This is a genomic window from Pseudomonas sp. FW305-20 (genome assembly GCF_058788075.1).
The window spans coordinates 62,905-86,808 of record NZ_JBYTAJ010000022.1 but is presented as its reverse complement, the minus strand read 5'-3'; the positions used below and the strand labels follow the sequence as shown (position 1 = coordinate 86,808).

Below are 23,904 nucleotides of genomic sequence, written 5' to 3'. Positions count from 1 at the left end.
CCCCCCCCCCCCCCCCCCCCCCCCCCCCCCCCCCCCCCCCCCCCCCCCCCCCCCCCCCCCCCCCCGCCCCCCCCCGTTGACCTTATCCGGGCTTTTCGTTTGGCCTTCAACCTTCAAGACCGCCACCTGGAGACGCTGCTCAATGCGTCCATGTCGACGCTGGAAAGACGACGGCGAGGGCAAAAGAACCTTGATCCTGTCGCCTCCGAGCGTTTGGACCGAATTGCTACGGTCAGTCACTTGGCCGAGGAGATATTTGAGACACCAGTGACTGCCACAGATTGGATGTCGACACCGAACACAGCGCTCGGTGGGGATGCACCGATCATGCTCTGCGAAACGGAGCTAGGAGGCAAACAAGTTCGCCGTGTCCTTCAATCCCTTGAGTGGGGAGGCCCAGCCTGATGAGGGGCTGGCGCGGCACACACTCACAGCGAGCTTATGTCTTTCACGACTGACCGGAAATGGCCGTTAGCACAGGCCAAGCAAAAAGGTGGCGATCCGTGATCGCGGGACACAATGCTGTAAAGAATACGGCGCGAGCGGCTTCCCTATGGGCAGTGTTTTGTCGTTGTCTGGCGTCTAGTATGCTTCCCTGGTGGTTAATCATGACCACGGGAGGTAAGTGATGAGGATTAAAGAAAAGAGAGAAGTCGAGATCGTCAGCGACATCCTGTGCGATGTCTGCCTCGATAGTACCCGCGTCAGGGGTAATGGCCTTCAATATGCCTTATTGCAGGCTCAGTGGGGATATGGCTCGGCTCACGATGGTGAGCGCTATGAGATACACCTGTGTGAGCACTGTTTTTTCCAGACCATCGCTAGCCTCAAGCAAGAACGGCGTATCCGAACGATGTTCAGTGAAAATGACAAGGGTAAACTCACTGACAATTTCGGCATGGTTGCGACAGACGATTTTTTTAACGACGGCGGAAGCTCGACAGAGAAACCGTGAACGAGACAAAAGCTCACTGACCGATCAGGGCACTAACGACTGGCTCCTTTTGGCTGGGGATTCAACCGGTCGATGCAACACAACTAAATTCTGTGTAAAGCAGAGGGAGTGTTACAGATACAGCCAGTTTCAAATTAGCGATTAACAGAATCGAATGTAAAAGTCTGGGTCGATGAGGCGTTTCTCGGCGAATACGAGAAAGATGTTTTGCTATTGGGGGAAGGTGATATTTTTATTGCGTATAGGGCCTTAAATGCGAAAAAGGTTGAATTTGAACCTGTCCTGCACTCTGGAAAAGTTGTCTATTTGCAAGGGCCTAAGGTCAAGCAAAAGGGTAACTATACCCGCTTCATTTATCCCGACGGCAGTATAGTGGCTGACGGAAGTACCAAACCTAGCTTCGAAAAGTTGCAGACCATTCGGCTGGTGCGCGAGCCATGAGTGCGACCATGTCCATCAGTGTCAGGTCGGCGTAGTTGTTGCTCGCCTGATCGATCACCTGCTGGTAAAGGCTGGCCACGCCGTTGCGCCGCCCCAGTTGCCCTAGCAATACCTGTCGGGCTTGTGCCACCAGGGTGGGCTTGGTTTCGATACGCCAGTCGGGGTGTGTTGCCTGCCTCGATGCTGTTCGATACGCCCAATAGCGTACCCGACATGTTCACCCGCCAGGCCTGGGAAGGGCAGGTGAGCAAGGTGATCGAGGAGATGGCGGAGACGCGCCGGGAGGAGATTGACTGGGTGCTGAGCGACCAGCACAGCACCATCGACAGCGAACTGACGCCCGAGGTGCTCAAGGCCCAACTCGTGTGCGTCTGAAGTTGCAGCAGGTCAACAACGCCCCCAATCCCCGGGCAATGACCCAGGCTCTGGCGCAGACGGTGTTCAAGGGCACCAGCGTGGACCTGACCGGCACCCTCGATTACGGCAGCCTGATCGCCGCCAGCCTGGGCTCGGAGTGGAGCGGTTTTGGCCAAAATCTCTTTGTGCAGCCGCTGAACCAGGCCTGGGAAGGCATATTGCAGCCCTCGGCGCAGGGCCTGAACAGGCAATGGCAGCGCGCCGTCGTGGCTAACTGGAGTCGAGCCTTTGAGGGCCGCTATCCCTTCGACGCCTCCGGAAGCGACGCCTCGCCGAGGCGTTCCCGGACCGCGCAGCGCAGCGCAGCTCAACCTGGATAAGGCGGGCGCGCGCGATTGCACCCCGGCCCCGCTGGTAGCGTTGCAGTCACTGCGTCAGCAGGCGGGCAATCTGCTTCGGCGTTTGGAGCGCGAGTCGATGGATGACGAGTTCCTCCCCTACATGGGGGTGTCGCACGCAGACACTCATCGCGTGGGCAGTACTAGAGGCAACGTTGTTTCGTTGCAGACTGGCAGTCCAGCTGGTGTGGTCGTGGTCGCACTGGAGGAGAAGCACTCACCTGTGCCGCCACCTCAGCGTAACAGGCTGCTCATTCCGTTCATCGGACTGGTGCTGCGGCTCATTACGCTGCTAGCGGCCGGAAGCTATTGGTGGTTGAAAAAACACAGAGTGGCCGATGCTCCGCTGACGTCGTTAATGGGTCCAAGCGAATCGATTCGGTTGGATGAGCATCTATCGTTTGCGCCTGGCAGCGCCGACCTCAGGCCGGAGGCCACTAGGGTTCTGGTCAGCGCGCTGGCCCAACTTACCCCTAGGACCGACTGACTGGTGGTCATCACAGGGCATTCGGACAGTTCCGGGGATGACCAACAGAATCTGGAGTTGTCTCGCACTCGGGCGGTGGCGGTCAAAGACTGGATACAGCAAACTCTGCCCAATAGCTGCTTCGTTGTACGCGGAGCCGGTGCTACTCAGCCCATTGCCGGAAACAGTACAGGGGAAGAGCGCGCCGCGAATCGTCGGGTAGATATCCAACTGGTCAAGCGCGTAGACAGAAAGGACCAGATGCTGTCACCACTCGATTGACCGATACGCTATGCAGCACATCCTGAACTCTTCAAGGAACTGGTGATTCAGGAGGCTGACAGATACTTGTAATTGTATTTTGGGGAGGGAGCGGAGAGAACAAGTAATTGTTGCTTTGGCTTAGATGCTCGAAGCTCCCAGTTTCACCCAGCCACTCGCCAATGGATAAATAGGCTTACCAGTACAGTTTACTTGGCCTTCGAGATGAAGCTTATTATAAGTACTGTTGCGACAAGCTCGATCGCTGCGACAGCCGTCAAGCCTAGGGTGTACTGCCCCGTATTACTCTTGAAGTAAGCAAACAGTTGTGGGGAAAAATACCCGGCAAGGTTTGCAGCAGAGTTAATGAATGCGACGCCTACAACCAGTGCGCCGGCTGAAAGATAGCGGCTTGGAATCTGCCAGTAGATTGGTAGCGATCCCATGGTTCCGGCTGAGGCTATGGACAACGATATAACCACGCCGGCTGCACTTCCTTGCTCTAGAAAGTGAGCTGTTAGTAATAAGCCAAAGGCGCCGAGTGCAGTAGTCATCGCGATGTTCCATTTTACTCCACATCCACGATCAGAAAAGTAACCACCCCCAACCATGCCAAGCCAACCCCAGGCATAGACTCCCGCCATGACCCAACCCAGTGTTCTGACGTCAGTTACTCCGACTTCACGCACAATGCTAGGGCCGTAGTAAACGAGTGTTGTATTGCTCGCAACGATGCAAAATAGAATCAACGTCAAAATCCAAAATCTGGCGTTGGCTATCGATGCGAAGAAGCGGTGCTCACGAGGTCCAAAATTCTGGGTTTCCTCTGCCAACTCAGTTTCGATGTGAGCTTTCTGTCTGGCGTTCAACCATCGAGCTTTCGAAGGTGAGTCGCAAAGGATAAAGTAAGCTGCGATGCCTGCCATGACAGACGGAAAGCCTTCAACGATAAAGAGCCACTGCCAACCCGAAAGTCCACCAGTGCCATTCAATGTCTCCATCAAATAGGCTGCGATTGGACTGCCGAACATAAGGGAAAGCGCGGAAGCTGACATGAACACTCCTAGCGCTTTACCGCGACGTTGCGCCGGCAGCCAATAAGTTAAATAAAGAATTACTCCTGGCTGCAGGCCCGCTTCAAATACTCCCATCAAAAAACGGAGAATATAGAATTCCAGCGGAGAAGTCACCCAAGCCATAAGCACACATATAGCGCCCCAGCCGATGGTGATTCGCATTATGGTTTTTTTGGCCCCAATCTTCTGTAATAAAAGATTGCTTGGTACTTCGAATAGGAAGTAGCCGATGAAAAAAATCCCGGCACCCACCCCATAAATAGTATCGGACCACTGTAAATCACTTATCATCGTCAGCTTTGCGAAGCTCACACTTACTCGGTCGATCCAAGCAAGAAACCAAACAAACATTAAAAATGGTATCAATCGCCAGATTACCCGGCTGAACGTACGGTCCCGCTCGGCAATTGTGCTTGTTTGCAATTCTAACTGGGAAGATGAGATTCTAGAGTTCATTCAGTATTCCTCAATCCGTAGAGGCGTGAATTCCAAAAAGTCGAGCCGGGCACGGCAACTATGAAAGCCCAGTGTCAACCATATGAAAACTTCAATTTAAGCCCTATTGGTAAGTCTGGCGACGCTGGCTGTCCTAAGGCGTGCTTGGTGCGGAATTAATTATTTAATCCATTAGAAATTTAGAGGCACCACCCGATTTTATGTTTGTAAATTATAAATATCATTGAGAATTGTCTCAAAAATCGGACGAGCTCAGCGAAAGGGAAATAGTCCACATCTTCGGCGCGTAAATGCGTCGCCAATCGACCACTTACCTTAATCAGCTGGCGCTCATCATTCTGATCGAATCACCTTTGCCGAGCTGGCCGAGAATGTCGACAGAGAACGGTAAATAGGCAATGCCTTCAATGGCCGTATTGGGCCTTCAGCTCTTGAGGTGCAATATCTCAACCACCGCAAAGGCGGCTAGGACTTCACTCGCTTACCTTTCGCTCCCCTGTTCGCCCGGTCCATCTAACGAGTTGACGTGGCAACAGCTGTTCTCTGTCGAGGAATAATGAGACGGAAGGTCCATAAAATGGACAAAAACGGCCAATTTCTGAAGATTTTTTATGCCGCTTTTGACCCGAAAAATGACAAAAATGACATTTTTAAATGACCAGTTTTTTCTGAAAAATTCATGAAAATTAAGGAGGTAGATTAATCCAAACTTTCGGAAAATTGCCCTATCCCCCCTACTTTTGTACTCATTCCACAATTACTGGGTCAGCCAAGACTCAACGGTCGCGGAGCCGTGTTCTGCTTTCCATTCTTTCAACGTTTTGTGATTGCCGCCTTTGGTTTCGACGACTTCGCCGGTATGAGGATTCTTGTAAACCTTCACTTGGCGTGGCTTACGGGTGCCAACCTTGGAATCGACGGTGGAAGCGCGACGGCTCGATTGAGGATCTAGCAGGTTGATCACGTTTGGTAGGCTGTAGCCGTACTCGGCCAGCAGTGCACGCAGTTTGGTCTCGAACTCGATTTCTTTCTTGAGGCCTACGTCACCTTTCAGGGCTTCCAGTGCTTGGAGTTGTTCAGCCAAATGCTTTTCAAGCTGACGAAATTCTGCGAGTTTTGACATGTTAATTCTCTATGTTGTTAGTCAACTAACAATACACCAAAAACTACAATTTGAATCTAGGGTCAGGGAGCCCCACGTATGCGAGTCCAGTATCGCGGCCATGTTTGTTCACCCACCAGCGATGTATTGAGGTAAACATCAATCTAATCGACCAGCGCAATGATGCGGGCGACAAGGCGCGTATCTACAGGAAGCATTCATGTCAGCCGCCAAGATTAAGAGATTTAAAGATAGGGAAGGATGAGCCAATAGCAGACGTTGAAAGCTCAGTGCGCACCAACCCGAAATGACATCGCGGTTTAGCATTGATGCCCAGAGACTTTCACTTAGATGGATGCTGGTGGTCACAAGCAGTAAGCTCCCCAACGAACGCCTTCGAGTCATGTAGGTAGTCGTTGTAAAGTCCACGCGGCGACCAGTGTGACGTAAGGCCTCGGCGGTTCACGCTATAGGTACGTGGGCACCCGTCTAGTGAGAAGACGAAGCAGCGACGGCGGCCTTGCAAGGCAGAGCAAGTGGGTCCCCCTTCAGCAGCGCCAACGATCGGCAGCGCAGCATCAATGAGATATTCTTCGGAATCTCGTTCGGCTACGTCGATCAAGCTGCAGCGGCCAATGACCTGGTGGTCGGTCGTATTCCGGTTTCGGGTACCGATACTTGCCAGTAAGCTCCTGAATACCACTTTGTAAATAGGAAAACCTTATGACTATGCCTCACGAGCGTACTAGGGCGGTGATTGCCGCCGGAGTGTTTTTGCGAGAAATTTCGCAAGACAGCACTCTGAACTCTGAGTTGCGTGATATGGCAGATCAAATACTTCGCCACTACCCCAGCAGGAGCGAGGTTTTGATGCAAGGACAATTCGAAGCAGGCTATCCGGAGACATTTGGGGTGTCGCCATTCTTCAGCCCAAGCGCAAGGCTGAAATAGCTACCTAGACGTCTTTCACGAGCCTTCGAAAATGAACATTCGTGGGCGTGAGTGTCGGTTGATGACTATAGGCAATAAGGGCAGATTCCGGCCGATTCCGTTGAAAAAGTCGGCTTCGGTTTCCACGGCAGAAAAGTACGCACCTGAGATTGAAATCTGAGTTTTTGGTAGAAGGTTCAGGACTCAGATTTCACGTAGCAGCGTGCAAAAGAGGTGTTTTCACCCATCAATGTTCGAGCGTTTTGGGAAAACCGACTTTTTCAACAGAATCGGCCGACTGCTGCCCGTCACGAAGGGCAACAATCGACCCACTGCAACGGCAATCAACCACGAATCAAAAGTAATACCCAATATTGATATTGGTCCGGTAGTACCACTGATTACTGCCGACCGAACTGGTATTGGTAAACCCTGTACCGTTTTCCACGCCGCCATAGGGGTTGGCGTTTTTCGCCCAGGTCAGATCGACCCACGCCATGATCGGCATCGCCAGGAACTGTGCGCCCACGGTGTACATCTGCGAGTCGTCCCAACCGCTCTCGTCCTTCATCATGCGGCTGTAGTCGTTGTACAGCTTGATTTTCTTCAAGGGTCCCAGTTTCGGCGTAGGGATGTCGTAGCTGACGTTCAGCGAAGCGATGGTGGCTTTGGCGGCAATCAGGTAAGCGGGCGTCAGCCCGTTGCTGCCCATCAGAATTGAATTGTCACTGATGCCGGCCGGGTTTTTCGGGTCGTACTCGTAGCGAATGCCCTGGGTGCTGACGGTCCACTGGCCGGCGTTGATGATGGCGTGGACCCCGCCGGCCCAATAGTCGCCGTCGTCCTTGGTGGTGGCGTTATAGAGCTGGGCGGTGGCCAGCGATGCGCCGATTTCGGTTTTCCAGCCATCGTTGACAAAGGTCCGCGCGACGCGGGCGTTGAGCTGGTTGTGCTTCTCGTTATCCTGGCGCGACTGGGTGAAGGGAATGGCATTGTCCTTGAGGTCTGCGTAGCGCCCGACTTCTGGTGAGTAGCGAATGTCGGACGGCAACATGCGCGGGAAGTAGCCCAGTTGCAGGTCCCAGTCCTTGTCCTTGTAGCTGTACTTCAAACCGGTGCCGGCGCTGACGCCGTAACCCATGAAGAAGGGCAGGTGATAGCTCCAGCCAAATTGCGGGTAGGGTTCCAGTCCGAACGGTTTGAACGGCGCGCCCACTTGCAGATTGGAATTGCTGTTCAGGCGATAGCCAACGAAGCCGCGATCGATAGAGCGTTTACCGTCGTCCTGGAACCAGTAGCCGACATCACTGTAGAGGTTCTTGTAAGTCGCTTGCACATCGATACGGAAGGTGTCGAACAGAAACCGGCCGTTGTTTTCAGTGGTGTCCCAGTGCTCGTCGCGGTAATTGGTGCGCAAGGCGCCGCCAATGTCCAGGCTGCTTTGGCCGTCTTCGCTACGCCAGGCGATATGCGGAAACGGCTTCTTGCCGGTGATCGAAGTCACGGGGGCGGCAGGACCGGGTTCGCCTGCGAAGCTGAGGCAACTGCTCATCATCAGTCCCAGACCTATAATGTAATTCTTCATGCTGACTTCCCCCTGCGATGTTGAGCGCTACAAAGTGATCGGCAACACTTTCCCGCTTGCCTTGGAAGGGGCAATAAAAGGAAGGCCTCATGTGTTGCTGTTATGCAGTGCGATTTTGTTTTGATTGTTTCGTAGGTAATACGGCGTCTGACCTATGTATCTGATAGGGATAGAGCAGAAAACATGCCAGTCCGGACTTGGGCTGCTGGTCGGTAATAAATCCAGTAAAAACAATTGTTTATATGGGAAACGCATTTTTGCGTATTGCCTGCGAAACAGGGCAGTCAGGGGGTAACGAAACTGCACATTATCTGTGCGGCCTTACTTCACGCGCATAAAAAAGGCCGACTAAGAAGTCGGCCTGTTTAATGGATGAAATAGAGCAAAGTGTTACAGATCGAGTACCAAACGCCGACTCTTGCATCCCGATACACATACCATCATGGATTTATTCGCGGCACGTTCGGCTTTTGTCAGCACCCCGTCACGATGGTCTATATCACCTTCCAGGACGCGTGTTTCGCACGAACCGCACACACCCTCGCGACAGCTGTGCTCAATGTCACACCCCGCCTCAAGCAGCACATCGAGCAAGCTCAGTCCCGGCTCGATGGACATTGTCTTGCCGGACTTTTTCAACTCGACGATGTAACTGCTCTGCGCGTCTTCGGACGGCGGCAGTTCAGCCGCGGCAAAACGTTCGATATGCGCATGGGGATAGCCGAGGCCTTCGCAGGTGCTTTCGAAGGCATCGAGCATCGGCGTCGGACCGCAGCAATAAAAGTGCGTATCGTCGGGCTGGCCGGCCAGATAGGTGCTCAGGTCCGGCGGCATACCTTTTTCGTCGTTGAAGTGGTAGACGACTTTGGCGCTCAGGCCGCTGAGTTCTTCCACCAGCGCGGCTTCCTGACGCGAACGGGCGCAATAGATCAACTCGGCGGATTTTCCCTGTGCCAGCAGTTGGCGGAACATGCAATAGATCGGCGTGATGCCGATACCGCCGGCCACCAGCACGCTGTGCCTGGCGCTCAGGTCGAGCTGGAAATTGTTGCGCGGCGACGAGATCGGCAGTTGCATGCCGACCCGCAATTGCCCGTGCACATATTCCGATCCGCCACGGCTGTTGCGATCACGCAGGATGCCGACCACATAGCGGTCACGATCGCTCGGCGAGTTGAGCAGCGAGTAGCTGCGTACCAGGCCGTTGGGCAGATGCAGATCGATATGCGAGCCGGCCTCGAACGGGGCGAACACGGTGTCGCCATAGGGCCGTAACTCGACGCTGATGATGCCTTCGGCTTCGTAGCGCAAGGTGTGCACGAGCGCGGTGATGGGGGAGGAATGGGACATCGGTCACCTCTTTTCGACAGTTCGCAAATCGACACACATGCCGGCCTGAACAGGATGCACGATCACGTTCATGACAACTGCTTCGCGTCGATCAGCTCCAGTTGGGCCTTGGCTGCGTTTTTCAGGTAGCGACGCAGGCGCACCACACCGAGGTCATGCTGGTAGAGGTTTTCCCGCTGGTTGGCGTCAGGTTCCATGAATTCGAGCAGCACCCGATCCTGTTCCAGCACTGCCCAGTGACGGGCTTCCAGACGGTTCTTGTAGAGGAAGCGCCAGGTGTCGCGCTGCCAGCCGGTCAGTGGCCGGCAACGCCAGTGAAACACGGCCGACAGGGAAGTGCTGCTCGGCGTGTAGCTGCCGATGATGGTGAAGTTGCCGCCCGGGCCGCCGGTTTTCGGATAGGGGATTTCCAGGCGTAGCCAGTGGCAGCTGTCGTCCATGAATTCGGTCCAGTCGAAGTTCACCCCGCGCTGGCCTTCCTTCTCGAAGAAGAAACCTTTGTCGGTGTCGCGGGTGACGAACTTGGCGGTGGCTTCGCCTTCGCTCATGGAGTGCGACATCTTGTGCAGGTAGGTGCCGTGCATTGGGTCCATGACATTGTCAATGACGTAGCGGTAGTCGCCTTTCCACTCGGCGTAGCAAACGAAGCTGCTCCACTCAGGCGACGTCAGTTGCTCGGGCAGCACCAGTTCCGGTGGATTTTCAACGTGCGGTTCGGCAGCGTTGTAGAGAAAGATCGCGCCGGCGGCTTCACGGGTGTGGAACATCCGGGTCGGGCGACTGCCTTCGAGTTTGCAACCAGGGCTGCCGGGAACCTTGGTGACGGTACCGTCGCAGCGCACTTCGACGCCGTGATAAGGGCATTGCAGACGATCGCCCAATACCGGGCCCTGGGATAGCGGCGCGCCGCGATGAGGGCAATGATCTTCCAGGGCATGCACGCTGCCGTCATTGTCACGCCACAAGGCAATCTTGTAGCCCAGTCGACGGATCGACACCGGTTTCTCGCCCAATTGGTCACTAGGCAGGACTGGGAACCAAAGGTTCTTCAAGCCATTTGCCAGGAGGTTTTCTACAGGATCGACGGTTGTGTTCATGTTCATTTCTTATTTACCTCCGGCGGGTCATTCGCCCAGCCGAGCCATCAGGGTTTTATAAGCGTCTGGTGTCCACTCACCGGTGGTCAGCGGGCAGGGCGGCCCGGCCAGGTTCAGGTGCGCGAGCAACTCGGGCAACTCGGTGACGCCATTGCCAAAGGCGCGCTCGATGGAGTCGCCGAGCAAATCTTCGAACTGGGTGTTGGGGCGTTTACGGGCCTGATGAGGCTCCAGGTAGGGTTCGTTTTTTCTCATCTCATTGACCTCCATTGCGTACCCGTTCGCGGATCATTTCGCGCACGGGAATAAAGTCGTATGTCGGGAACACTTCAGTGCTGAACACACCCCAGGCCGAGCGTTCGAGCTCGACGTTGAGGGTCGGCAGCAGGCTGGGCGGCAAGCGCAGGGTGCCGATCTGGCCCAGGCCCATGGCCACGGTCCAGGACACCACTTCGACGCCCTGCGGGGGAAACCGCTCCCACCAATCCTGCTGCTTCATGTGCCGCTGAATATCTTCCAGGTTCTTCGATTGGTCGTGCTTGAGCAGTACGGTGACCAGCAAGGATTCGCTCATGCTCAAGCCACGTTCGGCATGGGCACGGTCCAGGCGTCATAGCCGTAGACCCAGTCGGCGTTGCCGCCATCCTTGAGCCATTGATTGCCGCGCGAACCGATCTGGATCTGACTGGTGCGCTGCAAACGAGCCTGCTCATAAGCCTGCAGGGCATCGGCAATCTCGGCAGTCCCGGTCAGGTCTTGCAGCTGACGTGCAAGCACCACGGCGTCCTCGATCGCCTGGCCAGCGCCTTGTGCCATGAACGGCATCATTGGGTGGCAGGCGTCGCCCAACAGTGTCATTGCACCCTTGGACCAGAACGGCAACGGATCGCGTTCGTACAGCGCCGTCTTGAGCACCTCGCTGCAGGCATCGAGCAGTGCCCGGGCATCCGCATGGAAATCCTGATAATGACTGCGCAATTCATCGGCATCGCCCGCGCTGGTCCAGGATTCTTCGTGCCAGCTGTCCTGGGCGGTGGTGGCGAAAATGAAGATGTCCCGGCCCTGATTCAGCGGAAAAGTGACGATCTGGCTTTGTGGCGTCGGGCCCCACCATTTGGTAAATGCCTGGATGTTCGGCACGTGCGCCACGCGCTCCGTCGGTACGACCGCACGGTAGGCGACCACGCCGGTAAAGCGCGGCTGCTCGTCTCCGAACAGCGCGTTGCGCACCACCGAATGAATGCCGTCGGCGCCGATCAACAGATCGGTCACGTGGCGGCTGCCATCCTTGAAGCTCAGTTCGATTCCGTCGGCGGTTTGCAACACCCGTTCCGCGCGTTTACCAAACTGCACCTGGGCTTGGGGGAACACCACCGCCAGGGCTGCCAGCAAGTCGGCGCGGTGAATGGTCAGTTGCGGCGCGCCGTACTTCTGCTCGGCGGCGTCGGACATTTCCAGGCGCGAAGTTTCCTCGCCGCTGTCCCACATCCGGCTGATTCGGTGGGTCGGGCGAGCAGCGGGAATGCGCACCGCGGCACCCACGCCCAAACCGTCCAGGGCACGCACGGCGTTCGGCGTCAGGTTGATGTCGGCACCCACCCGCAGGAAGGCTTTCGACTGTTCGAACAGGGTAACGTTATGGCCGGCACGGTGCAGGGCGATGGCGGCGGTCAGGCCACCGATGCCGGCGCCGGCAATGGCGATATTCAACGAAGACATGGACGACTCCTGCTCAGGGTTTTGGCTTGTCGGTGAGGAATTTGCCTTGCGGCGCTTCCACGTTGTGCTGGCGTCGAGTGTTGCCATCGATGCCGCCGGCGATCGCCCATTCGGCGAAGACCGTGGGGCCAGGTTCGAAGGTGCGTGGCTCCCATTCGCCGGTCAGTTGATCCTCGTCGGCGTAATACTCGACCAGCGCGCCGGCCGGGTTCTTGAAGTACCAAAAGAACGCCGAAGACACAGGGTGCCGACCAGGGCCGATTTCCGTGGCCCAGCCACTGCGGGAAATGTGCATGCCACCGCCGAACACCTCGTGCACATCGCGCACAGTGAAGGCGACGTGGTTCAGGCCGGCGCGAGGGGCCGGCAGTTGCAACATGAACAGGTCGTGGTGACCACCTTCTTCGGCAGTGCGCAGAAATGCGCCACGATCCGGATAGCGATCCGAGGCCTGGAAACCGAAACGCTCGTGATAGAACGCTTCACAGGCATTCACGTCCCTGACGAAAAACACCACATGCCCGACCTCGATGGGTGTGGCGCGTTCGTAGACGGGCGCAGCCTTGTTGATCCGGCCTTTGGTTTGCCAAGTGTTATGGCCGCTGCACTCGATCTGCAATTCGCGCTTGCGGGTCACTTGCAGGCGGATCGCCAGGCCATTGGGGTCGGTGCAACCGATACGGCCGTTCACTTCGATGAAGTCCGGATCGTTGGCGATACGCTCGCTGTAAAGCTTCAGGTCAGCGTCGCTTTCGACGCCCCAGACCACTTCGCGAACGGTCGAACCGGGTTCGATGGCCGGCGGCAGGCCAGCCTTGTTGATGTCGGCGAGCACCACGCGGCAGCCATTGAGGGTTTCGAAGATCACCTCGTCAGGTTGTTCACTGACTTTGCTCAGACCCCAGTCGCTGAAAAACCGCGTGCTGGTCTCGAGATCCTCGACACCGTAGGTGACTTCATCAATGCCTAATACGCTCATAACCCTACCTCTCGTTGCACTCCGGCCCAGGCCAGTGGCTGTTCATTCATGCCCCAATAGAGGCTTTTCTGTTCCATGTACTGCAGGATGCCAAGGCGACCTTTTTCGCGGCCCAGGCCGCTGTCGCGCCAGCCACCGAACGGGGTGGAAATCGAGAACTGTTTGTAAGTGTTGATCCACACCGTACCGGCCTGGATTCTTCGACCCAGCGCCCAGGCGCGTTTGTAGTCGCGGGTCCAGATACCGGCGGCGAGGGCGTACAAGCTGTCGTTGGCCTGCTCCAGCAATTGCGCTTCGTCGTCGAACGGCATGGCCACCAGCACCGGACCGAAGATTTCTTCCTGACACACCTGCTGGCGGTTGTTCAAACCTTCGAGGATGGTCGGCGGATAGTAGTAACCCTGGTCGTAGACACTGCCGTTTAGACGCTGGCCACCGAGCAGCAGACGTCCGCCTTCGGCCAGCCCGAGTGCCACATAGCGCTCCACCGACTCACGGTGAGCGGCGCTGATCAGCGGGCCCATTTGCGTGCGCTCGTCCGCCGGATCACCGACACGCAGTTCGGCTGCTGCTGCCACCAGGCGTGCCATGAACGGCTCGTACAGTGCGCGTGCGACGAACAGCCGCGAGCCGGCGATGCAGGCTTCGCCCGAAGAACTGAAAATGCCGTACAACACACCGGCCACCGCGTGGTCGAGGTCGGCGTCTTCCAGAACGATGGTCGGCGATTTACCGCCCAGTTCCAGCGACACGGGCATCATCTTGTCGGCCGCGATGTGGGCAATGTGTTTGCCGGTTTTGGTGCCGCCGGTGAACGACACGCGCTTGACCAGCGGGTGACGGGTCAGTGCATCGCCGAGCAGCGAACCCTTGCCCGGCAGCACGCTGAGCAAGCCTTTTGGCAACCCGGCGTCTTCGCAGATGCGTGCCAGTTGCAAGGCCATCAGCGGCGTAATTTCCGCCGGCTTGATCACAACCGCGTTGCCAGCGGCCAGTGCCGGAGCGACTTTTTGCGCTTCACTGGCAATTGGCGAGTTCCAAGGGGTAATCGCGGCAATCACGCCCATCGGCTCGTAAACGCTCATGCTGACGAAGTCACCACGGGACGGCGTGATGGTTTCTTCGAGGGTTTCACAGGCCGAGGCGAAGAACTGGAACGTGCCGGCGGCGCTGGCGACCAGGGCGCGAGTTTCATTGATCGGTTTGCCATTGTCCTGGCGCTGCAACTGCGCCAGTTCTTCGCTGCGCACACGGATCAGCTCGGCAATGCGGTACAGCACGGTGGCGCGTTCATGGGGTTTGCGTTGCGCCCAGCCGCTGTGCAAAAACGCCTGATGCGCGCCTTGCACGGCGTCTTCAACGTCTTCGACGCTGGCGGCATTGAGCCAGGCAACCGTTTCACCAGTGGCGGGGTAGCGGGAGGCATAGTGCTCGCCGCGACCCAGGCGCCAGTCGCCGGCAATGCAGATCGGTAAAGTCTGTTCGAGAGTCATGGGCTGTCCCTTAAATCGAAATCGCGTGAGCGTGGTTGCCCAAGGCGCGGACCACGCTGTAAACGGTCAACGCCGACGTTTTCGGGTTGGCCAGCAGCGGTTTGCCACGCAGGCTCAGTTCGAACCCGCCAAAGGCGCCACGGGCTTCGAAGTGATGGACGTTCTCCTCGCTCAGCGGGTCGGCGATCAGGGTCACATGGGTGCGATCCAGGCCGAGACCGGCCAGCGACAAGGTTGCCGCTACGTTGGCGTTCTTCGGGTAGAGGTGCGCCGCTTCACGGGCACTGCCCTGAAAAATCACCGTGGCTTCGGTGATGCTGTCCAGGTCACAGACCAGCTCACCGGGAGTGTTTTTCCAGGCGCGAGCCGGTTTGCGTCCGGTGTAATTGACCGAATCGAGCCCCCCGACCTTGGCCGCCGACAACGCATCGATGCCGCCGATGGCGCCGGGCAGCAATTCGATACGGGTCTGACCGCGTTCGGCTGCCGCTTCCAGGCGTTCCACCAGGCCGACTTCGGACAGCGCGCCGACCGATACGATCAGACAGGCAATGCCGCGTTCCAGCGCCGGCAACACATGCTCTTCGATGGCTTTGTGACCAGCACACTCGACCAGCAGGTCGGGGCGCGTGTCGGCCGGCAGCGCCGTCAGCACCTGCGGTGGCTGTTTGAAACTGGCCAGCCGCTGGCGTACCAGCTCTTCGGAACCGGCCGAGACGATGACGTAGTCGACGCACAGCTGCGAGTCTTTCTCCAGCAACTCAAGCACGCCGACGCCAATCGCGCCGCAGCCGATCATGGTGATATGCAACATGACGAAGTCCTCAGGCGGTGGCTTTCTGCGCTTTGGTTTCGCTGTTGGGCGGACCGGCAAACTGGGTGGCGAAGCTGCCAACACTGAGCATGTCGACTTCCAGCAGGAACGGTCCGGGTTGCGCCAGCGCGCCGTCGACGACCTTGCCGAAATCCTTCAGGTCGGTGACCAGGCCGTGGCGCAGGTTCAGCGATTCGGCAAGTTTGGAATAATCCGGGGTGTGCAGGTCGACGTAGCAGTGACGGCTGCCGTACACCGCGTCCTGGATGTTGCGGATCACGCCGTAGCGCTGATCGTTCATCAGCAGGATCACTACGTTGGCTTTCTCTTGCACCAGCGTCGCCAGTTCGCCGAGGTTGAGAATGAAACCGCCGTCACCGGCCAGGGCGAACACCTTGCGCTCAGGCGCGGTTTCCGCCGCCGCGACTGCCGCGCCGATACCCATCGACAAACCCTGGCCAATGCCACCGCCCAATGCATGCACGCCGGCACGCGGGTGGAACAGCGTCAGCAGGCGATTACCCCAGATGCTGTTGGACAGCGTGACGTCGCGCACCCAGGAGAAATTGCGCCCTGTGAGGGCTTGCAGCTGTTCGACCATGGCCGAGTACGGACCGAGATCGGCAATCAGTTGCGTGCGGGATTTTTCACGCACTTGCTTGAGCTCGGCGAGGAACGTCGGGTCGATTTGCAGACGACCTTCCAGACGATCCGCCAGACCTTCCAGCGCCAGTGCCGAATCACCGCAGATGAACAATTCGCTGTTGTAGCTGCGACCTTCGATGGCCGGGTTGGCGTCGATGCGCAAGGTGTTGCGGGGTAGTTTCAGCGCGTATTTGAACGTCTCGTTGCTGCGCAGACGGGAGCCGGCGATCAGCAGGGCGTCGCAGCGTTGCAGGAATTGTTCGACCAGTTTGTTTTGTGAGAATGCACCGAGGCAGCGCTCGTCATCTTCGTTGACCACGCCGCGACCTTGGGTCGAGGTGATCACACCGACGCCCATGTCCAGCAGGCGTTTGACTTGCGGGCCGGCGTGGCGCGCGCCGCCGCCGAGCCACAACAGGGGACGGGTGGCCGTGGCCAGTCGCTCGGCCACCAGGTCCAGCGCTTCAGGTGCGGGCACGGCAACTGGAACCGGCAGCGGAGAGAGGTCGCTCGGCATTGGGATGAAGGTCGACTGGATGTCGATCGGGATTTCCACGCTGACCGGCCCGGTCGGTGCGGTCAAAGCGGTTTGCACCGCCAGCTTCATGGTGCTGAGTGCGGTTTCGACGCTGCGCACGCGGAACGCCGCCTTCGACACAGCCTTAAGCATGGTCAGCTGATCGCGGGCTTCGTGGATGTAAGCGAATTCCTGATCCAGGTACGGCGTTTCGATTTGCCCGGTAATGTGCAGCAGTGGCGTGCCAGCGGTCAGCGCTTCGACCATCGCGCCGGCGGCGTTACCGGCTGCGGTGCCGGTGGATGTCAGGCAAACGCCCAGGCCACCGGTGGTGCGGGCATAGGCGTCAGCCATGTTGGTGGCGCCAGCCTCACCGCGGGCCATGACGAAACGGATGTTGCCGCGCACGGCGAACGCATCGAGGATCGGCATGTTGTGGATCGAAATCACGCCGAACGCGGCTTTGACGTCGCACTGTTCTAGAAACGCGGTGATGGCAGCGCCAACGGTGACAGTATTTTCATTACGCATGGCGGGACAGGCCTCCAGAAACATCGATATGGCTGCCCGTGGTGTAAGCCGACAGAGGCGAGGCCAGAAACAGGATCGCGCGGGCCGCTTCAATCGGCAGGCCGAGGCGCCCCAAGGGAATGTGTTTGCGTTGTGCGAGTTGGGTGGTCCATTGGCTCCAGTCCAGGTCACGCTCTTCGCGGGCTTCGAAACGGCGGCGCCATTGCCCGGACTCGACCAGGCCAATGAGAATGCCATTGACCCGAATGCCGTCATCGGCAAATTCGGTGGCCATCGAGCGCACCAGGTTCATCACCCCTGCACGGGCGGCTGAAGTGGCGACCATGTGCGGTTCCGGCTGGCTGGCCAGCAGTGAGTTGACGCAGACGATGGCCGCATTCCGTTCACCTTGCAGCTGTGCCTTGAAGGCGCGGACCGGATTGATCACCGAGAAGAATTTCAGGTTCAGCTCTTCGGTCCAGGCGCTGTCCGTGGTGTCCGCGAATGTCGAGACCCGACCTTGCCCGGCGTTGTTGATCAGCACGCTGGCCGGCCCCAATGCAGCAAGGCTGGCGGCGGCAAAGGCGTTGACCGAGTCGGCGTCAAGGACGTTGCAGACCTGAGCCAGCAACCGCGCCTCGGGAAAACGTTGACGTAACTTGTCTTCAGCGCTGCGCAGACGGTCTTCGTCGCGACCGCAGAAGGCCACGGCTGCGCCGGCTTCGAGCAACAGCTCAACACAGGCCAGGCCAATCCCCGAAGAACCACCGGTAACAATCGCGGTATTGTTTTGCAGTTGATAGAGACTCATCTCAATCCCTCATCAGAGCCGTAACGCGGTTTTGTCCGTCGTGGCTGGCAGCACTGTTGTAGTCGAGCAACCGCGACAGTTCGTCGGCGCTGCGACGTACTTGCAGGAGCATTTCGTTGAAGTTGATGTGCACGATCTGAGTGGTCGGAATCGTCACACCCAGAGCGGCAACGATTTTTCCGGATTGATCGCGCACCGGCGCAGCGATGGTCGATATGGTCGACTCGAAGAATCCTTCACTGCTGACAAAGCCGCGCTGACGATCGGCCTGAACCATGTCAAACAGCTCCAGCACGGTTTTCGGTGTACCAGGAGAGAACTGTTCCAGGTGATCTTCCGGGTACAGCTCACGCAATTCGGCGAGCGACAGGTCTTCTAGCAGGATGCGCCCCAGGACGGTGGCGTGGGCGGGCAGGCGAGTGCCGACAGTCACGGCGCTGGAGAACACCGACGGGGGCGAGACTTTGGCCACGTAGACGATCGAGCGACCATCACGTACCACCAGATTGCTCGGGTAGTTGAGGCGGTCGCACAAGCGGGCCAGCAACGGCTGACCGAGTTCGGTCAGTTCCAGCGAGGCCAGATATTCGAAGCCCAGGCGCAGCACCGACATGCCGAGGCGGTATTCATTGCCGTTGCGGGTGACGAAGCCCATGGTTTCCAGCGTGGTCAGGAGACGAAAAATCGTCGAACGCGGTAGCGCCAGACGTCGTGCCAGCTCCGGTGCGGTCAGCGTGCGGTTGCGCCGGCTGAACTCGCAAAGCAGTAGCAGGCCGCGCTCCAGGCCCGGCACGATGTATTTGTCCTGAGCGTCCTTCAGCAGATCTGAATCGGTCATAGCGATGCACCTGTCAGGGATTCTTTGATAGCGAAGGCCAGACGGCCCGCTACTACACAAGGTTGTTCGATGGGACTGGCGTGCCCGGCATCGGCAATAAGGTTGAATGTGCCGCCCAGAGCGTTGGCCAGAGTCAGGCAGCTTTCCGGTGAGGTGATGCCGTCGGCTTCACCGCAATGCACTTCGCAAGGCATCGACAGCGGCGCATGCCGCAGCAAGTCTTCGCCGCACAGCAGTTCTATGGCCTGGCGGTAGCCGTCGGTGTTGAGCCGCGCCATGTTCCACTGCACCCAGGCCTGAGCTTTCGGGCTGGCTGCAGGGGAGAGCATGTAGGGGCTGCGTTGTTCGGCCATGTGATGAATGCCCAGCTGTTCCAGGGCGTGCAGACGTTTGCTGCGCACTTCCTGGCGCTGCAAGGCGCGCGATGGATGACCGTAGCCTTGCGCCGGGCTGATCAATACCAGCCGACTGATTCGCTGTTGCTGCACGCCGCTGGCGAACGCGACGGCGGTAATGGCCCCGAGCGAGTGCCCCACCAGCACGCAGCGCTGGATACCCAGGGCGTCAAGCATCTGCAGCAGCCGCTCGGCATAATCCGAAGCATCCGGAGCCAGGGCTCGCAGCGGCGAGGAGTCGCCGTAGCCGGGCGCGTCCCAGGCGATCACCCGGGCGCTGCGGCCAAGTTCCTGCGCCAACTCCAGCCACGACGCCGAGCCAGAGCCGATCCCGTGCAACAACACGATGGCCGGCCCGCTTCCGCATTCGCGAAAGGCCTGGCGCGCACCTGCGATCTCAAGCAGGCGCTGCGGGAAGTGCAGAGCCAGCTGTGCCTGAAGATCGGCGGTGAGCGACGGAGCGCGATTATCGATGGCGTGCGACATGGGCTTATCCGCGCTTGATTGAGGCCAGGGGGTGTTCTGGCGGGTAGGTCGGAGTCAGGGGTTTTTTCGCACCGAGCATCACGCACATCAGTGCGTCCTCATCGCCGATGTTGATCTCTTCGCGGTATACGCCGGGCGGCACGGAAATCACATCGCGGTCGGTGAGGATGGTTTCGAAACGCTCGCCGTCCTTTTCGATAATCACTTTGAGTTTGCCGCGCAGTACGAAGAACACTTCTTCAACGTCGGTGTGCAGGTGCGGCGGACCTTCGTGACCGGCCGGAATCACCATGGTCGAAAACGTGAAATTCTCCGACGGGATAGTATTCATGTCCGAGGTCACGCCGGTGCCACCGGTGCCGATGTAGCGCATTTGCGCGCGGCGGAATTTCGGGTCGTAGTCGGCCTGGAATTTCAAGGCGTTCCAGTCGTACTTGCGGGTTTCATAGCGGGCGATGCGGGTTTTCATCCAGCTTTCGAGATCGCTGCCGGCAGGCTGCTCCCAGCTTTTCGGGGTGTCTGGCTGTGCATTCAGGTTTGCAGAAAGGTCGGTCATGGCAGTCTCCAGTATCAAGGCATGACGAACCCGCCGTTGACCGGCAAGGTTTGTCCAGTAATGAAGCGGGCGAGGTCGGACAGCGCGAACAGCACGGCACCGCTGACGTCTTCGGGAAGTTGGGGGCGTTGAATGGCGCGTTGATCGTTGTACAAACGGTGACGGGCTTCAGGCACATACGCCGTGGCCTCGACCAGCACCAGGCCAGGTGCGATAGCATTGACCGTGATGTTGTCAGTCCCCAGTTCGCGGGCCAGGCTGCGGGTCATGGCGATGATTGCGCCCTTGCTCGCGACATACGCCAGCAGGTTCGGCGCGCCCCACAGTGGCGTGTCGGAGGCCAGGTTGACGATGGCGCCATGACCGCTGGCGCGCAGGGCCGGCAGACAGGCCTTGGTCATCAACCAGGTGCCGCGCACGTTGACCTGCATCACCTGATCCCAGGTGTCCAGGCTCAGCTCTTCGCAGGTCTTGCCGCCGGAATTGGTGATCGAGGCATTGTTCACCAGTCCGTCGAGCCCGCCGAGCAAACGGAGGGTTTGCGCAATGCAGGTGTCAATTGAATCCGGTTGCGCCAGGTCGACCGTCACGCCATGCACGGTCAGGCCTTCAGCGATCAGTTCGGCGGCCGATTGCTGCACGCGTTCAGCGAGAATGTCGGCGATGACCACGCGGGCACCGGCCCGGCCGATGGCCTGGGCAAAGGCGTAGCCCAATCCACGGGCGCCACCGGTGACCAGCACGCGACGGCCTTCGAGCAAGCGATTGAAGGTCGTCATCATTGGGTGCTCAGCATGGCTTTGGGCAGGTAGTGCAGGACGCGTTTTTCGGTCCAGACCACCGCGCCGTAAGCGAGTACACCGATCAGCGTGAGCATGACAATGGCCACGAACACGCCAGCGGTATTGCCCTGGCCTTCGGCATCGACCAGCAGGAAACCCAGCCCCTGGTTGCCGCCAACCAGTTCACCGACGGTGACGCCGATGACGGCCAGGGTCGAAGCAATGCGCAGACCGGAGAACAGCGCGGCCATGGCCGAGGGAAATTCCACCAGGCGAAAGATCTGCCAGCGGCTGGCGTTCATGGTTCGCACGAGGTTGATCATGTCCGGGTCAACGGTGCGGATGGCCGACAGCACGTTGATCATTACCGGGAAGAACACGATCAGGATGGCGATCAGGATCTTCGGGTAAATGGTGTAGCCCAGCCACATGACAAACAGCGGTGCAAAGGCGACTTTCGGGGCAATCTGCAACGCGAGGATGTACGGCGACAGCATGGCCTCGGCGGCGGGCGAAAGCCCCAGCGACACACCGATCATTACGCCGAGCAGTGCGCCCAGGCCGAAGCCGACAATGATTTCGAAAGCGGTAATCAGGGTGTGTTGCCACAGGTTGCCGGAGTGCCACATCACCAGGCTTTCCTGGGCCACGCGGCTCAGTGGCGGCATGACGAATTCGGGCATGCCAAGCAATTCCGGACCCCACTGCCAGAGCACCAGGAACAGGATCAGCAGGGCGACGCTGCCGAGCATGGAGTTATTGAGGTTTTTCATCGTGTCGTTACCTTGTTGTCACTGGCCGTCATTGCGCGGCTGTTTGGGTGTCGATGAACTGGTTGGTGTACAGGTCGTCGAGCTTGGGCTCCTGGGTGACGATGCCTTCGCTGACATAGAACTGACGGACCGCTTCGAGTCGCGCCGGATCGATGCGGCCCAATACGGTCTGGTTGGCGTAGACATGCTCGACGTAGAGCTTGAAGATTTTCTCCAGCGAATCTTCCTTGCCGGCATAGGCGGGAACGGCCTTGGCAAAGGTCACTGCGGCAGCTCGAGGGTCGGCAATGATGTCGCGCATGCCCTGCAGCGTTGCCTGGACCGCGCCGCGAACGATAGCCGGGTGGTTCTTGATGGCGTCATCGGAGGCGAGGATCGACTGGGCCATGCTTTCGAAAATCTGCGATTGCGGTATCAGCTTGATCTTCAACCCGGCTTCTTCGGCGTTGACCACCCAATCCGGCACACCGGCCATCGCCTCGGCTTTGTTGGCCGAGAACAATTGCCAGACACCCGATGGGCCGGCCGCCTGGATGTTCACATCGTTTTTGCTCAGGCCGGCTTTACGCAGCGAGGCGAGCAGGGCGTAGTAGGTGGTGTCCGAGTAGGACATCACCGTCATGGTTTTGCCCTTGAGATCGCTGATCGAATTGATGTTTTGCGCCGCATTGGTGGCAATCATGGTCACGCCGCCGGCACCGAGCACTGCCACCGCGCGCACCGGAATCCCGTTGGCCCGCACCACGATAGGGGTATCACCGAGGGCACCGCCGAGCATGGCGTTACCGGCGCCGATCTGTTTTGCCACGTCCACGCCGCCCTTGGCGGCGATGAAGGTCATGTTCAGGTTTTGCGCGGCGTAGTAGCCCTTCTGCTGCGCAATGATCCATGGAGCGAACGCCGGCAGGTTCGGTGGTGCCGGCAGCAGGTAAGTCACGTCGGTCGACTGCGCCTGGGCGGCGAAAGCCATGCCCAGGCCGAGCGCGATGCCGGTGACCTGGCTGAAGCGTTGAAACAGGGACTTGAACATGCGTACTCCTCAATCGGTTGCTGGCTACACAGGCGTGATCAATGCAGTTCGGTGTTTTCGCTGACTTGCAGCAACTCCATCAGGCGACCGACCAGCGGGCCGATCTCAGGCAGCTTGCGGCGCTCCAGCGGGTTGTCGCGAAACGGCAGGTCAATGTTGATTTCTTCGATGATGGTGCCGGGGCGGGCGCTCATGACCAACAGCCGGTCAGACATGGCGATGCCTTCGATCAAATCATGGGTAATGAACAGCGCGGTTTTCTTTTCATCGAACAGCATTCGCGCCATGTCCTGTTGCAGGATCATCTTGGTCTGCGCATCCAGCGCCGAGAACGGCTCATCGAGGAACAGCACTTGCGGGTCGATTGCCAAGGTCCTGGCCAACGCAGCGCGCTGACGCATACCACCCGATAGCTGGAACGGGTAATGGTCGGCAAAGCCTTGCAGGTGGCAACGATCAAGCAGATCTTTGGCCACGGCCTGACGTTTGGCGGCCGCTACACCTTGTATTTCCAGGCCAAGTTCAACGTTGCGGCGAATACTGCGCCAAGGCATCAACAGGTCTTTTTGCAGCATGAATGCGACCTGACGGACCGGCCCGGTGACCGCTTCACCGCCGACGAACACTTCGCCTTCGGAAGGGCGGTAGAGGCCGGAACCCATATTGAGGATGGTGCTCTTGCCGCAACCGGAAGGGCCGATGATCGACACCACTTCACCACGGCGAATCTTGAAGTTGACCCCGCGAATGGCGAACGGCGCTTCGGGCTTGCCCTTGGCCGGGAAACATTTACCGACATTGCGAAATTCAATTTCAGTTGGCTCCAGGTCTTCCTTGGGAGCGGGCTTGTTCCATTGAGGGGCGAGGGCGTACATCTCTTTCACAGCCATTGGGAAGGGTCTCTGGTCTGTTTTATAGGTGATACGGTGTTTAGTGCATGAACAATGCCCGCGCGTGATCAGGTCGCAACATTGTTTGAAAGTCTTTTAAAATTAATAAGTTAAGTAATAAGTTCAAATTTAGTGGCGTTTTATATATGAAACGCTATTTCTTATATGGCACGAATTTGCACATCGATCGTG

The 23,904-nt window shown here is 58.3% G+C and carries 24 protein-coding genes and 2 pseudogenes; 5 read left to right on the top strand and 21 right to left on the bottom strand.

Annotation, left to right across the window (positions count from 1 at the left end; all coding sequences use genetic code 11):
• A pseudogene (locus AC3WP4_RS19175) lies at nt 1-405 on the top strand (Xre family toxin-antitoxin system antitoxin); the annotation flags it as partial.
• Between the two features lie 223 nt (nt 406-628).
• Nucleotides 629-955 (top strand): hypothetical protein, encoded by a 327-nt coding sequence (locus AC3WP4_RS19170; RefSeq protein ID WP_102615149.1) that lies wholly within the window; start codon nt 629-631, stop codon nt 953-955.
• Between the two features lie 394 nt (nt 956-1,349).
• On the opposite strand, the gene AC3WP4_RS19165 is transcribed toward AC3WP4_RS19170, so the two are convergent.
• Nucleotides 1,350-1,526, bottom strand: a complete 177-nt coding sequence (locus AC3WP4_RS19165; protein ID WP_158242633.1) for a hypothetical protein — start codon at nt 1,524-1,526, stop codon at nt 1,350-1,352.
• 32 nt (nt 1,527-1,558) lie between these two features.
• Here AC3WP4_RS19165 and AC3WP4_RS19160 point away from each other — a divergent pair.
• Nucleotides 1,559-2,085 (top strand): annotated as a pseudogene (locus tag AC3WP4_RS19160) (ImcF-related family protein); the annotation flags it as partial.
• Between the two features lie 556 nt (nt 2,086-2,641).
• On the top strand, nt 2,642-2,899 hold the full coding sequence (locus AC3WP4_RS19155; protein ID WP_158242632.1) for an OmpA family protein: 258 nt from the start codon (nt 2,642-2,644) through the stop codon (nt 2,897-2,899).
• Between the two features lie 188 nt (nt 2,900-3,087).
• On the opposite strand, the gene AC3WP4_RS19150 is transcribed toward AC3WP4_RS19155, so the two are convergent.
• Nucleotides 3,088-4,410 (bottom strand): MFS transporter, encoded by a 1,323-nt coding sequence (locus AC3WP4_RS19150; protein WP_102615146.1) that lies wholly within the window; start codon nt 4,408-4,410, stop codon nt 3,088-3,090.
• A gap of 757 nt (nt 4,411-5,167) precedes the next feature.
• Nucleotides 5,168-5,533, bottom strand: coding sequence for a histone-like nucleoid-structuring protein, MvaT/MvaU family (locus tag AC3WP4_RS19145; RefSeq protein WP_102615145.1), 366 nt, complete (start codon nt 5,531-5,533; stop codon nt 5,168-5,170).
• Nucleotides 5,534-6,235: 702 nt separating this feature from the next.
• On the opposite strand from AC3WP4_RS19145, the gene AC3WP4_RS19140 reads away from it, so the two are divergent.
• Nucleotides 6,236-6,463 carry a BPSL0761 family protein gene (locus AC3WP4_RS19140; protein WP_102615144.1) on the top strand — a complete coding sequence of 76 codons (228 nt, stop codon included), beginning with the start codon at nt 6,236-6,238 and terminating at the stop codon, nt 6,461-6,463.
• A 334-nt stretch (nt 6,464-6,797) separates the two neighbouring features.
• Here AC3WP4_RS19140 and AC3WP4_RS19135 read toward each other — a convergent pair whose 3' ends face one another.
• From AC3WP4_RS19135 to AC3WP4_RS19050, 18 genes are all read right to left on the bottom strand, one after another.
• Entirely contained in the window at nt 6,798-8,027 is a 1,230-nt protein-coding gene (locus tag AC3WP4_RS19135) for a hypothetical protein (protein WP_102615143.1), read from the bottom strand.
• A 390-nt stretch (nt 8,028-8,417) separates the two neighbouring features.
• Nucleotides 8,418-9,377 (bottom strand): PDR/VanB family oxidoreductase, encoded by a 960-nt coding sequence (locus AC3WP4_RS19130; protein WP_102615142.1) that lies wholly within the window; start codon nt 9,375-9,377, stop codon nt 8,418-8,420.
• A 68-nt stretch (nt 9,378-9,445) separates the two neighbouring features.
• The gene (locus AC3WP4_RS19125; protein WP_102615141.1) at nt 9,446-10,480 is read right to left on the bottom strand and encodes a Rieske 2Fe-2S domain-containing protein; all 1,035 of its coding nucleotides are present in this window, start codon (nt 10,478-10,480) and stop codon (nt 9,446-9,448) included.
• Nucleotides 10,481-10,501: 21 nt separating this feature from the next.
• Entirely contained in the window at nt 10,502-10,729 is a 228-nt protein-coding gene (locus tag AC3WP4_RS19120; protein WP_102615140.1) for a recombinase-like helix-turn-helix domain-containing protein, read from the bottom strand.
• Nucleotide 10,730: 1 nt separating this feature from the next.
• Nucleotides 10,731-11,048, bottom strand: a complete 318-nt coding sequence (locus AC3WP4_RS19115; RefSeq protein WP_102615139.1) for a hypothetical protein — start codon at nt 11,046-11,048, stop codon at nt 10,731-10,733.
• A gap of 2 nt (nt 11,049-11,050) precedes the next feature.
• On the bottom strand, nt 11,051-12,193 hold the full coding sequence (locus AC3WP4_RS19110) for an FAD-dependent monooxygenase (RefSeq protein ID WP_102615138.1): 1,143 nt from the start codon (nt 12,191-12,193) through the stop codon (nt 11,051-11,053).
• 13 nt (nt 12,194-12,206) lie between these two features.
• Entirely contained in the window at nt 12,207-13,172 is a 966-nt protein-coding gene (locus AC3WP4_RS19105; RefSeq protein WP_102615137.1) for a VOC family protein, read from the bottom strand.
• Nucleotides 13,169-14,665: an aldehyde dehydrogenase gene (locus tag AC3WP4_RS19100; protein ID WP_102615136.1), complete on the bottom strand. Its 1,497-nt coding sequence runs from the start codon at nt 14,663-14,665 to the stop codon at nt 13,169-13,171. The genes AC3WP4_RS19105 and AC3WP4_RS19100 overlap by 4 nt, the downstream gene beginning before the upstream one ends.
• A 10-nt stretch (nt 14,666-14,675) precedes the next feature.
• Nucleotides 14,676-15,479, bottom strand: a complete 804-nt coding sequence (locus tag AC3WP4_RS19095; RefSeq protein WP_102615135.1) for an aspartate dehydrogenase — start codon at nt 15,477-15,479, stop codon at nt 14,676-14,678.
• Between the two features lie 10 nt (nt 15,480-15,489).
• A complete protein-coding gene (locus AC3WP4_RS19090; protein WP_102615134.1) occupies nt 15,490-17,172 on the bottom strand; it encodes a thiamine pyrophosphate-binding protein in 1,683 nt (560 codons plus the stop codon).
• Complete coding sequence (locus AC3WP4_RS19085) at nt 17,165-17,962, bottom strand: SDR family oxidoreductase (protein ID WP_102615133.1); 798 nt, start codon at nt 17,960-17,962, stop codon at nt 17,165-17,167. Before AC3WP4_RS19085 ends, AC3WP4_RS19090 begins: the two co-directional genes overlap by 8 nt.
• A 1-nt stretch (nt 17,963) precedes the next feature.
• Nucleotides 17,964-18,800, bottom strand: coding sequence for an IclR family transcriptional regulator (locus AC3WP4_RS19080; RefSeq protein WP_102615132.1), 837 nt, complete (start codon nt 18,798-18,800; stop codon nt 17,964-17,966).
• Nucleotides 18,797-19,681: an alpha/beta fold hydrolase gene (locus tag AC3WP4_RS19075; protein ID WP_102615131.1), complete on the bottom strand. Its 885-nt coding sequence runs from the start codon at nt 19,679-19,681 to the stop codon at nt 18,797-18,799. The genes AC3WP4_RS19080 and AC3WP4_RS19075 overlap by 4 nt, the downstream gene beginning before the upstream one ends.
• Nucleotides 19,682-19,685: 4 nt before the next feature.
• On the bottom strand, nt 19,686-20,237 hold the full coding sequence (locus tag AC3WP4_RS19070) for a cupin domain-containing protein (protein ID WP_102615130.1): 552 nt from the start codon (nt 20,235-20,237) through the stop codon (nt 19,686-19,688).
• Nucleotides 20,238-20,251: 14 nt separating this feature from the next.
• Nucleotides 20,252-21,019: an SDR family oxidoreductase gene (locus AC3WP4_RS19065; RefSeq protein WP_102615129.1), complete on the bottom strand. Its 768-nt coding sequence runs from the start codon at nt 21,017-21,019 to the stop codon at nt 20,252-20,254.
• Nucleotides 21,016-21,792: an ABC transporter permease gene (locus AC3WP4_RS19060; protein WP_102615128.1), complete on the bottom strand. Its 777-nt coding sequence runs from the start codon at nt 21,790-21,792 to the stop codon at nt 21,016-21,018. Before AC3WP4_RS19060 ends, AC3WP4_RS19065 begins: the two co-directional genes overlap by 4 nt.
• 28 nt (nt 21,793-21,820) lie before the next feature.
• Entirely contained in the window at nt 21,821-22,822 is a 1,002-nt protein-coding gene (locus AC3WP4_RS19055; protein WP_102615127.1) for an ABC transporter substrate-binding protein, read from the bottom strand.
• Between the two features lie 38 nt (nt 22,823-22,860).
• The gene (locus AC3WP4_RS19050; RefSeq protein ID WP_256581163.1) at nt 22,861-23,697 is read right to left on the bottom strand and encodes an ABC transporter ATP-binding protein; all 837 of its coding nucleotides are present in this window, start codon (nt 23,695-23,697) and stop codon (nt 22,861-22,863) included.
• Nucleotides 23,698-23,904: the final 207 nt, after the last annotated feature.

Coding starts and splice junctions, on each gene's coding strand:
- AC3WP4_RS19170 (WP_102615149.1), top strand. CDS start 629: ATGAGGATTAAAGAAAAGAGAGAAGTCGAGATCGTCAGCGACATCCTG.
- AC3WP4_RS19150 (WP_102615146.1), bottom strand. CDS start 4,410: ATGAACTCTAGAATCTCATCTTCCCAGTTAGAATTGCAAACAAGCACA.
- AC3WP4_RS19145 (WP_102615145.1), bottom strand. CDS start 5,533: ATGTCAAAACTCGCAGAATTTCGTCAGCTTGAAAAGCATTTGGCTGAA.
- AC3WP4_RS19140 (WP_102615144.1), top strand. CDS start 6,236: ATGACTATGCCTCACGAGCGTACTAGGGCGGTGATTGCCGCCGGAGTG.
- AC3WP4_RS19135 (WP_102615143.1), bottom strand. CDS start 8,027: ATGAAGAATTACATTATAGGTCTGGGACTGATGATGAGCAGTTGCCTC.
- AC3WP4_RS19130 (WP_102615142.1), bottom strand. CDS start 9,377: ATGTCCCATTCCTCCCCCATCACCGCGCTCGTGCACACCTTGCGCTAC.
- AC3WP4_RS19125 (WP_102615141.1), bottom strand. CDS start 10,480: ATGAACATGAACACAACCGTCGATCCTGTAGAAAACCTCCTGGCAAAT.
- AC3WP4_RS19120 (WP_102615140.1), bottom strand. CDS start 10,729: ATGAGAAAAAACGAACCCTACCTGGAGCCTCATCAGGCCCGTAAACGC.
- AC3WP4_RS19115 (WP_102615139.1), bottom strand. CDS start 11,048: ATGAGCGAATCCTTGCTGGTCACCGTACTGCTCAAGCACGACCAATCG.
- AC3WP4_RS19110 (WP_102615138.1), bottom strand. CDS start 12,193: ATGTCTTCGTTGAATATCGCCATTGCCGGCGCCGGCATCGGTGGCCTG.
- AC3WP4_RS19105 (WP_102615137.1), bottom strand. CDS start 13,172: ATGAGCGTATTAGGCATTGATGAAGTCACCTACGGTGTCGAGGATCTC.
- AC3WP4_RS19100 (WP_102615136.1), bottom strand. CDS start 14,665: ATGACTCTCGAACAGACTTTACCGATCTGCATTGCCGGCGACTGGCGC.
- AC3WP4_RS19095 (WP_102615135.1), bottom strand. CDS start 15,479: ATGTTGCATATCACCATGATCGGCTGCGGCGCGATTGGCGTCGGCGTG.
- AC3WP4_RS19090 (WP_102615134.1), bottom strand. CDS start 17,172: ATGCGTAATGAAAATACTGTCACCGTTGGCGCTGCCATCACCGCGTTT.
- AC3WP4_RS19085 (WP_102615133.1), bottom strand. CDS start 17,962: ATGAGTCTCTATCAACTGCAAAACAATACCGCGATTGTTACCGGTGGT.
- AC3WP4_RS19080 (WP_102615132.1), bottom strand. CDS start 18,800: ATGACCGATTCAGATCTGCTGAAGGACGCTCAGGACAAATACATCGTG.
- AC3WP4_RS19075 (WP_102615131.1), bottom strand. CDS start 19,681: ATGTCGCACGCCATCGATAATCGCGCTCCGTCGCTCACCGCCGATCTT.
- AC3WP4_RS19070 (WP_102615130.1), bottom strand. CDS start 20,237: ATGACCGACCTTTCTGCAAACCTGAATGCACAGCCAGACACCCCGAAA.
- AC3WP4_RS19065 (WP_102615129.1), bottom strand. CDS start 21,019: ATGATGACGACCTTCAATCGCTTGCTCGAAGGCCGTCGCGTGCTGGTC.
- AC3WP4_RS19060 (WP_102615128.1), bottom strand. CDS start 21,792: ATGAAAAACCTCAATAACTCCATGCTCGGCAGCGTCGCCCTGCTGATC.
- AC3WP4_RS19055 (WP_102615127.1), bottom strand. CDS start 22,822: ATGTTCAAGTCCCTGTTTCAACGCTTCAGCCAGGTCACCGGCATCGCG.
- AC3WP4_RS19050 (WP_256581163.1), bottom strand. CDS start 23,697: ATGTACGCCCTCGCCCCTCAATGGAACAAGCCCGCTCCCAAGGAAGAC.